General features: G+C 55.3%; 15 protein-coding genes. 11 read left to right on the forward strand and 4 right to left on the reverse strand.

The annotated features are described in order from the left end of the window. Positions 1–114: 114 nt before the first annotated feature. Positions 115–603 (forward strand): chemotaxis protein CheW, encoded by a 489-nt coding sequence (locus BCA33_RS16925; RefSeq protein WP_071267705.1) that lies wholly within the window; start codon positions 115–117, stop codon positions 601–603. A 68-nt stretch (positions 604–671) separates the two neighbouring features. Then, positions 672–1,064, forward strand: a complete 393-nt coding sequence (locus BCA33_RS16930; RefSeq protein WP_071267707.1) for a DUF2802 domain-containing protein — start codon at positions 672–674, stop codon at positions 1,062–1,064. Between the two features lie 17 nt (positions 1,065–1,081). Here the strand turns inward: BCA33_RS16930 and BCA33_RS16935 are convergent, their stop codons facing one another. After that, positions 1,082–1,387, reverse strand: a complete 306-nt coding sequence (locus tag BCA33_RS16935; RefSeq protein WP_071267709.1) for an EscU/YscU/HrcU family type III secretion system export apparatus switch protein — start codon at positions 1,385–1,387, stop codon at positions 1,082–1,084. Continuing rightward, entirely contained in the window at positions 1,384–2,742 is a 1,359-nt protein-coding gene (locus tag BCA33_RS16940; protein WP_083394804.1) for a flagellar hook-length control protein FliK, read from the reverse strand. Before BCA33_RS16940 ends, BCA33_RS16935 begins: the two co-directional genes overlap by 4 nt. A gap of 145 nt (positions 2,743–2,887) precedes the next feature. On the opposite strand from BCA33_RS16940, the gene ccmA reads away from it, so the two are divergent. The 9 genes from ccmA to ccmI all read left to right on the forward strand — a co-directional run bounded on the left by ccmA (position 2,888) and on the right by ccmI (position 10,167). Next, positions 2,888–3,529, forward strand: coding sequence for a cytochrome c biogenesis heme-transporting ATPase CcmA (ccmA, locus tag BCA33_RS16945; RefSeq protein ID WP_071267879.1), 642 nt, complete (start codon positions 2,888–2,890; stop codon positions 3,527–3,529). Beyond that, entirely contained in the window at positions 3,519–4,244 is a 726-nt protein-coding gene (ccmB, locus tag BCA33_RS16950; RefSeq protein ID WP_071267711.1) for a heme exporter protein CcmB, read from the forward strand. The genes ccmA and ccmB overlap by 11 nt, the downstream gene beginning before the upstream one ends. A gap of 24 nt (positions 4,245–4,268) precedes the next feature. Continuing rightward, positions 4,269–5,012 carry a heme ABC transporter permease CcmC gene (gene ccmC / locus BCA33_RS16955; RefSeq protein ID WP_071267713.1) on the forward strand — a complete coding sequence of 248 codons (744 nt, stop codon included), beginning with the start codon at positions 4,269–4,271 and terminating at the stop codon, positions 5,010–5,012. A 3-nt stretch (positions 5,013–5,015) separates the two neighbouring features. Further along, positions 5,016–5,252, forward strand: coding sequence for a heme exporter protein CcmD (gene ccmD, locus BCA33_RS16960; RefSeq protein WP_071267715.1), 237 nt, complete (start codon positions 5,016–5,018; stop codon positions 5,250–5,252). Between the two features lie 15 nt (positions 5,253–5,267). Beyond that, positions 5,268–5,741: a cytochrome c maturation protein CcmE gene (gene ccmE / locus BCA33_RS16965; protein WP_071267717.1), complete on the forward strand. Its 474-nt coding sequence runs from the start codon at positions 5,268–5,270 to the stop codon at positions 5,739–5,741. Between the two features lie 39 nt (positions 5,742–5,780). Further along, positions 5,781–7,793, forward strand: coding sequence for a heme lyase CcmF/NrfE family subunit (locus BCA33_RS16970; RefSeq protein WP_071267719.1), 2,013 nt, complete (start codon positions 5,781–5,783; stop codon positions 7,791–7,793). Beyond that, positions 7,790–8,326 (forward strand): DsbE family thiol:disulfide interchange protein, encoded by a 537-nt coding sequence (locus BCA33_RS16975; RefSeq protein WP_071267721.1) that lies wholly within the window; start codon positions 7,790–7,792, stop codon positions 8,324–8,326. The genes BCA33_RS16970 and BCA33_RS16975 overlap by 4 nt, the downstream gene beginning before the upstream one ends. Continuing rightward, positions 8,326–8,805, forward strand: a complete 480-nt coding sequence (locus BCA33_RS16980; protein WP_071267723.1) for a cytochrome c-type biogenesis protein — start codon at positions 8,326–8,328, stop codon at positions 8,803–8,805. Before BCA33_RS16975 ends, BCA33_RS16980 begins: the two co-directional genes overlap by 1 nt. A gap of 78 nt (positions 8,806–8,883) precedes the next feature. Then, on the forward strand, positions 8,884–10,167 hold the full coding sequence (gene ccmI, locus BCA33_RS16985) for a c-type cytochrome biogenesis protein CcmI (protein WP_071267725.1): 1,284 nt from the start codon (positions 8,884–8,886) through the stop codon (positions 10,165–10,167). Between the two features lie 147 nt (positions 10,168–10,314). Here the strand turns inward: ccmI and BCA33_RS16990 are convergent, their stop codons facing one another. Together BCA33_RS16990 and BCA33_RS22240 are read right to left on the reverse strand one after the other, a co-directional pair. Continuing rightward, positions 10,315–11,589 carry a BatD family protein gene (locus BCA33_RS16990; RefSeq protein ID WP_254774537.1) on the reverse strand — a complete coding sequence of 425 codons (1,275 nt, stop codon included), beginning with the start codon at positions 11,587–11,589 and terminating at the stop codon, positions 10,315–10,317. Continuing rightward, complete coding sequence (locus BCA33_RS22240; protein ID WP_254774538.1) at positions 11,586–11,984, reverse strand: BatD family protein; 399 nt, start codon at positions 11,982–11,984, stop codon at positions 11,586–11,588. Before BCA33_RS22240 ends, BCA33_RS16990 begins: the two co-directional genes overlap by 4 nt. Positions 11,985–12,072 lie beyond the last annotated feature (88 nt).

The following is a 12,072-nucleotide window of genomic DNA, read 5'->3' on the forward strand; positions in this document are numbered from 1 at the left end:
ATGAAACCGTGCTGTGCTGGCACGGTTTGTGCCCTTGATTATAGTATTGGGCACTGACGATGTTTTTTTGACGATCAGGTTGCCCGCCGGGCAGCCGAATAGGAGATACAGGCTATGGCATCCCCGAGCGGACAGCAAAATCAGGTCCAGGACGATCAGGTTCTACAGTATGTGACGTTCCGGCTGGATAACGAGACCTACGGTTTGAACGTTATGCAGATCCAGGAAGTACTGAGATACACGGAAATTGCGCCTGTGCCGGGCGCACCGGATTACGTGCTTGGCATTATTAACCTGCGGGGCAATGTGGTGACAGTTATCGACACCCGTCGCCGTTTCGGGTTGATGGATGCAGACATTACAGACGCCACCCGGATAGTGGTGATGGAATCGGCAGACCAGGTAATGGGTATTCTGGTGGATTCCGTGGCCGAGGTTGTATACCTGAAAGCCAGTGAAATTGAGACTGCACCTAATGTGGGTAACGAGGAAAGTGCCAAGTTTATCCAGGGTGTGTGTAACAAGGATGGTGAACTGATCATATTGGTCGAGTTCGACAAAATGCTGACAGACCACGAATGGGCTGAAATCGCAGGGCTGTAAACCGGAGCCATACCGGCCAAGCCTGATGATGGACGCCTTCCGTGGCCAATTAACCGGAGACGTTCATCATGTTTACTGACATTCCTTCTTATATTCCCTGGGCGTTGACCGCCGTAGCACTGTCGCTGGTGTTTGCGCAGGGCCTTATGCTTGGGCGCCAGAACAGGCAACTGAAAGCCACGCTCAAGGAACGCTGCGATATCCTCGGCCGGGAGCTGCATGCTACTGCCAGCGGCAGCATGGGGGTAGGCCAACGCCTTGTGGCCTGCGAACGGCAACTGCACGAACTGCGCTCTACCATGGATGAAATGCGCCAGAACGATCCTTTACGTATCTCCTACGATGAAGCCTCGCGGCTGGTCGATCTTGGTGCCGATATAGACGATCTTATGAATACGTGTGGAATATCCCGCCCCGAGGCTGAGCTGGTGTCAGCGCTGAAAAAACGTCAAGCAGCCTGACATGGCTCGACTGTTGATCAGGTGTCATCGGAATGGCTACCGGCGTCTTCGGGCGTTCGGCCGCGTATATGGAAAGCAAACGCAAGAATTTCAGCAATAACCCGATAGAGGTTTTCGGGTATTTCGTCATTTAAGGACAAGCGCGCGAGAATGCCCGCCAGCTCTGCGTTTTCGTACAGGGGCACGTTGTGCTCTCTGGCGATTCTGATAATTTCATCTGCCAGTTCGTAAGTACCGGTAGCCGTTATGGTCGGGGCTTTGTCGCCGTCGTATTTCAGTGCGACGGCAGCGCTGGATGTATGTGTTTCGCTCTGCTCTGTCATGCTCGGGTATCCACCAGTCTGTGTTCCAGCTTGGTTGCCGGGTACGAGGGGCTGCCTCGTCGGCATTCAAGATCGGTAACGTCCAGCCCTAATTCCACAAGGCTACGTCTTAGAAGCGGCAGTTCTTCATTCACCTGTTTTAGCGTGTCCTGCTTTTCTGCCCATACCCGTGCGCTTACGTCGTGCTGGCGCAGGGAGACTTCAAAATTCAGCGCACCTGCCAGTTCCAGATCTATGGCAAGGTTCAGGCGCCATTCGCTAATGGCCGCCCGTTTTTCGCCACCGCCTTTGGATGCAGATTCCTCTTTGTATTGCTCTAGGCGTAGCTGCGCCACCCTGGGCTCGTTCTGGGGTGTCACCCAAGGTAAGTCCATGAGCATGGTGGACACCGGGGCAGGCGCTTCGCCACCGCCTCTGGCCGTCAGTATCTGGCTGTGTAGCTGGTTAACGGTAATCCGGTTCAACATGCCCGCTAACATGCGCAAGGTCTGGCCCACGGATGTGGGCTCGGGGCTGCCGGCAGATAGCGGTGGTGCCATTGCCAGCGGAAATTGCAGCGGTGCCTGAACCAGGCCGGGGGTTGCCAGTGGTGTAAGCCTGTTGAACAAGATTTCTGCGTCGCCTCCTTGCTCGGCCAGCAGGGCGGTAATCATTCGCCCAATGGCGAGCTTTAGGTCGGGCAAGGCAGGCGACGGTGCCTGAGTTAGACGGGATTCTGCAAACAGCCCGCTCTCGGCTACCCATTGCCGGATTTGTTGCACAGTATTGCTTTGCGTGCCGGCACCGGGGGCCAATGAGTTACTGGCGGGCAGCCTTGCAAACAGCTTTTCAAGGGCTTGCCGGGCTGCCTCTGGCAAGGGTTGCGGGCTTCGGCTTGCAGGGAGCTGGCCAGGGGCCAATTCTGGCATTACGCCTCGGTTGAGTGCCGTCATCAGCTTTGCCAAGCCGCCATCCAGGCTTTGCTGCCAAGGCATGCGCTGGGCTAGTGCCCGGGAAATGGCGGCTTCTGGCGTGGCGGCCAGTTTACCCATTAGCTGCAGTTCGTTACCGGCCCGCATTACTTTTACCCAATCGCCGGGTGATAATTCCGTGGCGCCAATGGCTGCGCTCACCTGCAGAGGTTTACCGCGCACATCCAATAACACCTCAGCATTCCCGCTGCCTTGGCGGTTGATGACTTCTGCGACCCGGGCCAGTATGGTCTCCCGATTGGCGAGCTTAAGTTGATTCAGCTGCTGTTGAGCGGACAAGGCTGCGGTCTCACGGGCAGGTTGCGACGCCTCGTGGGTTTGTGCCGGCTTGGAGGTGGCCGGTACCGGTGGGGTAGGAGACTGTTGGCCGCTGGGTAGTTTCATCGCTGCTGACTTGATACCAGACAAGAGTAATCTGTAGACGCTTTCGCTATAATACGCCGCGCCGGCAACTATTGTCGTGAATACACCCGATGCGATTGCGCATCGTCCTGATTACGGGGCCCTGATGTCCGAGCCGTTACCCTTGATGCCCGAGCCGTTACTACAGGCTGTTAATCTGCAGTGTGAGCGGGACAAGCGGATACTATTCCGTGAGTTATCCTTTTCCATACTGCCCGGTACAGTAACCCGTGTCGAGGGGCCAAACGGCTCCGGCAAAACGACGCTGCTGAGAATGCTGGCTGGTCTGAACGATGCGTGGACCGGCGAGCTGAAATGGTGCGGGTCTCCGGTAGCAAATCAGCGGGAAGCGTTTCTTCGAAACATGCTCTACATCGGGCACCGACCGGGTATCAAGCCCCTGCTTACCCCTATGGAAAACCTCCGGGCCCTGATGGCAGGCCGACGGTCCGTGCCTGACGCGGTTTTTCGTCAAGCTTTGCAAGGTACAGGCTTAACGGGGTTTGAAGATGTACCCTGTCGTAATCTGTCAGCTGGCCAGCAACGCAGAGTCTCGCTGGCCCGCCTATTGATTGCCGATGAACCCTTGTGGCTGCTCGATGAAGTGTTTACCGCTATTGATGCGGATGGTATAGCGGCCCTCGAGTCACTTTTACAGCAGCGGGCCGCTGAAGGTGGTGCCGTGCTGGTTACGACTCACCACGACCTGGCACTGCCGGGTATGCATAAACTGATTCTTGGCGCGGGAGGGGTATCTGATGAACGCTGAAGCCCGCCCGGCGGTTCGGCTTGCCAGCAGCAGTGTGGGTGCGTTGGCGGCAATGAAAGGCGTTTTTGCGCGGGATATGAAAGTAGCATTCCGCCAGCGCCAGGATCTGCTTAACCCGCTGCTGTTTTTCATTATGGTTGTTACTCTGTTTCCCCTTGGCGTCAGCCCAGAGGTTTCGTTTTTGAGCGAAGCTGGCGCCGGTATACTTTGGGTAGCAGCGCTGCTTTCCGTGCTGCTGTCGCTGGATCACCTATTTCGCCATGATTTTGACGACGGCACCCTGGAGCAGCTTGTACTCCAGCCGCAGCCCCTGTTTCTGCTGATTTTGGCAAAAACCGTGGCGCACTGGATGCTAACGGGTTTGCCCTTGGTGGTGCTTACACCGGTTCTTGGTGTAATGGTGCATCTAGACGGGAACTCTATCGCTATTTTGTGTCTAACGTTGCTGATTGGTACGCCGGTACTGAGTTTGATTGGTGCAATTGGCGCCGCGCTCACCCTTGGCCTGCGATCGGCAGGTGTGCTCTTGTCCCTGCTGATCATTCCACTGTACATTCCGGTGCTGATTTTCGGCACCGGCACGGTGGCAGCTGCGGCTGAGGGCGCGCCAGTAGGAGCCTACCTGGCATTAATGGGGGCTTTCCTGATGCTAGCGCTGACGTTGGCGCCGTTTGCAGCGGCCGCAGCGTTAAGAATTAGCTTGTCGAACGGATAATAATGGTAGGACGGTGACCATCTGATGTGGCAAATTTTTCACAAACTGGGCTCTCCCAAGTGGTTTTTCGGGATATCCACCCGGTTCATGCCCTGGCTATTAGTGGGCGGTATAATGCTGCTTTTGGCCGGAGCTGTCTGGGGCTTGGCGTTTGCTCCCAAGGATTACCTGCAGGGCAACAGTTACCGGATCATTTATATTCACGTTCCGGCGGCCTTTTTGGCTCAGTCTGTATACATAATGATGGCTTCGGCTGCCATTGTGACACTGGTGTGGCGCATGAAACTCGCCGACGTGTTTGTTAAGGCCGTGGCGCCGGTTGGGCTTGTGCTCACGTTTTTGGCACTTTTTACTGGCGCGGTTTGGGGTAAGCCGACTTGGGGTACTTGGTGGATCTGGGATGCCCGGCTTACCTCCATGCTGATATTGCTGTTTCTGTATGGTGGTGTCATTGCGCTGGATCGCGCCATTAACGATGAAAAATCTGCCGCCCGCGCGGTTGCAGTGCTCGTGCTGGTAGGGGTAGTGAATATCCCCATTATCAAATACTCGGTGGAGTGGTGGAATACACTGCATCAGCCCGCGACGTTCAAACTCACAGAGAAGCCCTCTATGCCGGCTGAAATGTGGGTGCCGCTGTTATTGTCAGTGCTGGGTTTGTACCTGGTTTTTGGCTGGCTCGCCTGCGTGCGCATGCAGACAGAGATTTTGTCCCGGGAGCAACGCACTCGCTGGGTAAAAGAATTCGTAATGAAAGGACGGGTGTGAACCATGGCGTTTGATTCCTTTTCGGCGTTTTTAACGATGGAAGGTCACGGGCCTTATGTCTGGGCCTGTTACGCCGTCTTTTTTGTGTTGCTGGCGGCGATGATGTACTGGTCACTGCGCGCCAGGAAAACCGCTATGGACGCCTGTCGTCGTGGTTATGAGTTTGAGGCCGACAAGAGTAAGGTGGCCGCTCCGGCTCCTGCAGCGTCCTTTGCGCGCGTAAATGTTTCCCAAGACTGACTAACAGGTATGTAAATGCATCCGATCCGTAAAAAACGGCTGACCATTGTACTGTTTCTTCTGGTAGGTCTCTCTGTTGCTGTGGCGTTAACAACCTACGCTCTGCGCCAGAACATCAATCTGTTTTACGATCCAAGCCAGATTTCTGCCGGTGAGGCCCCGGTTGATGTGCGGATTCGCGCCGGTGGAATGGTAGAGGAAGGCTCGGTTGTGCGGGATCCAGACAGCCTGAAAGTGGCGTTCATGGTAACGGACTATAGCGCCTCAGTGCCTGTTGAATATGTTGGTATCCTGCCGGATCTGTTTGCAGAAGGGCAGGGTATTGTTGCCATGGGCAGGCTCAACAACGAAGGCCGCTTTGTCGCAGATCAGGTTCTGGCCAAGCACGATGAAAACTACATGCCCCCGGAAGTTGCCGATGCTCTGGAAAAAGCGTCGAAGGCCGGTAGTAAGCCGGCGGCTGTTAATGCCGCACCGGCGACCTATTAAACACATCACGATTAATAGCCTGATACCTGGAGAGCTTTGATGTATCCCGAACTCGGACAGCTTGCACTGATACTCGCGCTGTTGCTGGCAGTGCTTCTTTCGGTTGTACCCCTTGTGGGCTCACTCACAGGTCGGGACAATCTCCAGGCGTTTGCAAGGCCGTTGACCACGGGCATGTTTGTATTTGTAGGGCTGGCGTTTGCCGTGCTGACCCACGCGTTTTTAACGGACGATTTTTCTGTAGCTTACGTGGCCAACAACAGTAACAGCATGCTGCCCTGGTATTACAAGTTCAGTGCCGTGTGGGGCGGCCATGAAGGTTCGCTTCTGCTCTGGATACTGATGCTGACCGGGTGGACGATGGCTGTGGCCATTTTCAGCCGTCGGCTGCCTTCGGTGATGATCTCCCAGGTATTGTCGGTTCTCGGCATGGTCAGCGTTGGCTTCATGCTCTTTATTGTGGTTACGTCGAACCCCTTTGACCGCCTGCTTCCAAACGTGCCGGCTGACGGTGCGGATTTAAACCCGCTTTTGCAGGATTTCGGACTGATTGTTCACCCACCTATGCTTTACATGGGGTACGTGGGTTTTGCGGTGGCGTTTGCGTTTGCCATTGCTGCATTGATTAATGGCCGCTTGGATGCCGCATGGGCAAGGTGGTCACGACCTTGGACAACTGTCGCCTGGGCTTTTCTGTCTGTAGGCATAGCCCTCGGAAGCTGGTGGGCATATTACGAGCTTGGCTGGGGCGGCTGGTGGTTCTGGGATCCCGTCGAGAATGCGTCCCTGTTGCCGTGGCTATCTGGTACGGCCCTGATGCACTCGTTGGCAGTAACGGAAAAGCGGGGTGTCTTCAAAAGCTGGACGGTGCTGCTGGCGATTGTCACCTTTTCGCTGAGCCTGCTGGGTACTTTCCTGGTGCGCTCTGGAGTGCTCACCTCGGTTCACGCCTTTGCATCGGATCCAGAGCGCGGCACCTTTCTGCTGGCCTTGTTGGCATTCACTATTATCGCAAGCCTTACGCTCTACGCATTCAGAGCGCCGGTTGTTCATGTGCGCTCTCGTTACGGCTCACTGTCCCGGGAAATATTCCTGTTGCTGAACAACGTGTTACTGGTTTCTGCAACGTTGCTGGTAGCGGTTGGTACCCTGTATCCGCTGGTTCTTGATTTCTTCGATTTGGGGAAAATCTCTATTGGCGAGCCGTTCTTCAACCTCACCTTTAGCCCGCTTGCGGTGGCGGCTGCTCTGCTACTTGGTGTGGGTACCTTTTCCCGCTGGAAGAAAACCGATGCCGGCTGGCTTGCACGTAAATTGTTGTGGCCACTGGCGATCAGCGTACTGATAAGTACAGCGGTAATGGTTGTTTATGGTGGTTTCAAGCCTTGGGCGTTCCTCGGGGTCTTTTCAGCGGTTTGGATAACCACCGCGACTTTCTGGGATTTGTGGGACAAGTCGTCGTCCAGAAAGGGTCGCATCCACGGCCTAAAGCGCCAATCCCGCAGTTACTATGGCATGATCCTTGGGCATCTTGGTATTGCCTTAACCATAGCTGGCGCAACGGTTGTATCGAACTATGGCATTGAGCGTGATGTGCGCATGGTGCCTGGCGATATTGCGGAAGTGGGCGACTATCAGTTTGTCTTTGTGGGTATCGGCGAGCGGCAGGGGAAGAACTTTACCGCTCAATACGGCAGTTTCAATGTCATGCGTGACGGCGAACGTGTTGCTGAACTGCACCCGGAAAAGCGTCAGTATGCGGTTGGAATGAGTGTTATGACCGAAGCGGATATTGACGGTGGCCTGTTCCGAGACATCTTTGTAGCCGTGGGTGAACGTATTTCAGATAACGCCTGGGCTATCCGACTTCAATACAAGCCGCTCATTCGTTGGCTCTGGCTGGGGGCCCTGTTTATGGCTGCCGGTGGCTTCTTGGCCATATCGGACCGTCGTTACCGAGTCCGTGAACGGGTTGCTGAGCGCTCTGGCGCGTCAACAGAGCTGCCACCGGCGCAAACGGATGCACCGGGCACAGCCGGAGCTGTGTCATGAAGCGGTTTCTGTTGTTCTTGCCTTTGCTGGTGGCCATCATCGTGGGCGCTGTTCTGTTTGCTGGCATCGGTAAAGATCCCACAAAACTGGATTCGGCACTGGTAGGTAAGCAGGTTCCGGCCTTCAGCCTCAAAGATCTGAAAAATCCCGAAAGCACTCTGAATGAAAGCCTATTCCGGGGAAACATTACGCTTCTGAATGTTTGGGGCACCTGGTGCCCTGCTTGCCGGGATGAGCATGAAGACCTCATGTGGCTGGCCCGGGAAAAGAAGGTTGCGATTATCGGGCTGAACTACAAGGACAACCGTGACGACGCGTTAGTTTGGCTGGACAGGCTGGGCGACCCATACCGCACAATTATCTACGACCCCAAAGGTACGTTGGGTTTTGATCTGGGGGTTTATGGCGCGCCGGAAACGTTTGTGATTGATGCCTCCGGTGTGGTGCGGTACCGCCATGTGGGTGTGGTTAATGGCCGGGTGTGGGAACAGGTTTTGTTGCCGGTCATTAATGACGCGAGGGAGGACGGTTGATGCTCCGTATTGTGTGTTTGTTTTTGGCGATCACCGCATCCGCTATGACCTTCGCGGATGTGTCTGCGGTATACGGTTTTGATAGCCGTAGCGAAGAGCAGCGTTATCAGAATCTGATTGCAGAACTGCGTTGTCCAAAATGTCAGAACCAGAACATTGCGGATTCAAATTCCCCTATTTCCAAAGATATGAGAAATGCTGTCTATCAGATGATGCTGGATGGTGCCAGCAATGAAGAAATCGTGGATTCACTGGTAGGCCGCTTTGGTGAATTTGTGAAATACAAACCCGATCTGGACAGCCGCACGTTCATGCTCTGGGCAACACCTGCGATTGCTGTTTTGGTGGGGCTTCTTGTGGTCGCCGGTGTTGTTGCTCGCTCACGCAAAGCCGGCATCGCAGCGCCGGCACTGAGCAAAGACGAGCAGGCCCGGGTTGATAAGATGCTTGCGGAACGTAACCAGAGCGGCAATGGCTGATCTGCACGCAGAGTACGCACCTGGCTTCGCAGCAGCACGCACTGCTTTATTCATTTTTGAACCTGTGACGAAATCTCCATGACTCAAGTTTTTTGGATTGCCGCAACGGTATTGATTATTTTTGCCTTGGGGTTTGTGCTTTACCCTGTGATGTTCCATCGCAGGGGCGCCCGGCAGCAAACGGATCTCAGAAACCAGAACCTGCTGGCCTATCGCAGCCGGATGGCAGAGCTGGAAAAAGAGCATCAGGCAGGCATCATCGATAAAGAAGCGTACCGGCAACTCCGCGAGGAACTTGCCGGTGCCATGCTCGACGATGTGCCGGATAACGAGGCCCCTTCCAAAGCGGTGCCTGGCCGCAAGTCAGCTGTAGCGGTTGCTCTGTTCTCAATACTACTGATTCCTGCGGCTACGGTTTTGCTCTATGAAGAATGGGGGGCGATGGACAGCGTTGAGTCCTTTGTAGCCATGCAAGAGCTGGGCAGCTCGGATGACGCCCGCGCAACACAAATGAGTGAACTGACACTGCAATTACGTGCTCGGCTTGAGGCCAGCCCGGATAACCCTGATGGCTGGGCCATGTTAGGCCAAACGTATATGCGTTTGGAGCGGTATGACGATGCAGCCTGGGCGTTCCGAAAGCTGGCAGATAATGTGAGCTCCGATGATGGATCCCGCGCTGTCGCTTTGGGCCTGTCGGCTCAAGCACAGTTTTTCGGCAGTCAGGGCGCTATGACTGAAGAGGTAACGTCGGCAATTGAAGAGGCTAGGGCACTGAACCCTGATGAAGTTAACTCGCTGGGGCTGCTTGGAATTCATGCGTTCAGCCGAGGCAACTATCGTGAGGCGATCCGCTACTGGGAGCGCGTCCAAACGGTAGCGCCAGACCACCCGCAGCTGGCCTCTATTCAAGGGGGTATAAAAGAGGCTTACACACGTCTTGGGGAGCAGCCGCCTGCAGAAACCCCTGCATTTTCAGCACCGGATGATAGCGCAGGGGGTGTCGGCGTAACCGTTCGGGTGACTCTCGATGAAGCATTCAAGCAAGACATCCCTGACGACACCACGCTGTTTCTCTTTGCCCGTGCGGCCAACACCCAAAGTGGCCCGCCCCTGGCCGTTGTCAGGCTAACGGCGAGCGCTCTGCCCATTGAGGTCCGCTTGGACGACAGCCATGCGATGGCGCCGCAAGCGGTTATATCGGGTGCAGAAAAAGTGGTTGTAACGGCCCGCCTGACACGTTCAGGCAATATCAACGCTCAGGCGGGCGACTGGCAGGGCAGTACGGATTCACCTATTGAGGTTTCCGAAGATCAGGGGTCGCCAGTGGTACTGGTTATTGACCAGCAGCTGATCGACTAATTGGCATTCTGCATTCTGCATTCTGCATTCTACCCTCTACGCCACCTCTCTATCCCGACACTGACAGATTGCCGGGGTAAAGAGGTGGTAAGCCTGTCTCTGAAGACACCTTCGCCATCCTTTGCCGAGCTTGTTTGAGTGCCTGGGTTAAAGCATTGCCATCCCAGCTATCGCCGTTGGCATCCTCTGGCTGAAAAGGTGCGCCTGCAGTTTGCCAAGTTGCGTTTGCAGATCTGCCTCTGGATATACACGGAACACGTCTCCGGCGGAGCGGAAATCGTGGCCAGGTAAGCGTACATTGGCCCAGGTTACGAATAACCCCGGTGCTGAAGCATGGCCTTCTTTGGCAGCATTAAACAGCCTTTCGAATGTCGCCCCCTCATCTTGGGCTCCCGGTGAGCCGGTATTACCCTGCGGTTGGCGTGACATGCTGCGTGTTAGCCACCAGGCCAGCATGGTCAACACCCAGATGCCAGCCAATGCCAGGCTGATCCATTGCCAGAATTTACTGTTGTCGGATATATCTCCACTGTTGGCGGCACTGACCTCGCTGCCAGGCTCTGGTGGTGTGCTTTGGTTATCGGCTGAGCTTGCAATAGGCACAGCTGCGTTATCTTCGCTCTTGTCGGTATCTGCACCGGTTATGTTCAGGGTTTGTGCAGGGATAACAGCAACTTTTTCGCTGTCGGACTCAGTGTCCCACCAAGGAATACGAATTGCCGGGAGCGTGAGCTGTCCCGCTTTCACCGGAACCAGCGCCCTGGTTTGTGTAAGGGTTGAGGTGATGCCGTCCGGGCCGACACTGGTGTCGCGCTGAGGATTTTCCGGGTAGCTGCGAAGCCCGTCGGGCACAGATTCTGGCAACGGCGGCAGAGCCTCGGAAGGCAGGCCAGTGGCCTGCAAGCTTAGGGTGCGTGTGAGGTTGTCGCCAGTGTTCAGGTTAAGTGTTGGCGGCATGTCCGCCTCGGCCAGGGTAAGGCTGGTCGCCGGTAGCCAGGTTGTGCCGCTGAACTCTGCTGGTACTTCGTTCACCTGTACCTCAAACAGTTGGGCGCTATCCCGCAGGAACTTAAGCGACCCATCGGCCTCCCGGGCCTGGCCTTCAAAACGAATGGCGGGCAGGTTTAAAGGGCCAGGCTTTTGTGGGAACAATGCATAACGCCGCTCCACCACCCGGTACCGCTCGCCATCACGAAAACGGGAAAATTCTTTTTGTTTTCCCAAGGGTTCTATCCGGGCGTTGGGGTGTTGAGGGTCAGACAGCTCGCCGCGGATAAGGCTGCCCCGGAAGAATAGCTGCACCGTCAGAATGAGTTGCTCCTGAACATAAACGTCTGCTTTGTCGGTGGTCAGCTCAATGAAACTGTCTCGGTTATCGCTCGCCTGATCGGGAGGGTTGCCACTCACTACCTCTACGGTCACTGGGCTGGATACAGAGCCTGGAAAGTAAGAGCGGGAATGGTGAGCTCCCCGGTTGATTTTGGCGCCAATTGGTAGGTCCAGGTTATTTCTCCCACCATGTCGCCGTTTACGGTACGAATGCTGTAACGCTGGTTGCGGGCCAATATATCAAAGTCTGGCGCCACCTTTTCAATGTCTGGTGAGGGCAGGCTTGAGAGATCAAAATCAAAAAGATTGGTTAGATTGATATCGATCTTCGTGGTGCCCTTAACGGTGAGTGTCAGTACTTCACCTTGGTATAGCTGAGTTCTGTCTGGCTCTGCAGTGAGGTCGCCAGCGTAGGTTGGCGACCAGAGAAGCATCAAGGCTGCCAAAACCGCTAGCTGAATTGTCGGAATGATCAGCCGTTTTACCATGGTGTGTCGCCCTCATCGGATGGTGTCTGGCGTTCCTGATATTGTTGCAGGAATTTTCGCTGCAGGAGACCGCCTGGGTTATCGGGAA

The organism is Marinobacter sp. AC-23, from assembly GCF_001858325.1.
In the GTDB taxonomy this organism is placed as follows: domain Bacteria; phylum Pseudomonadota; class Gammaproteobacteria; order Pseudomonadales; family Oleiphilaceae; genus Marinobacter.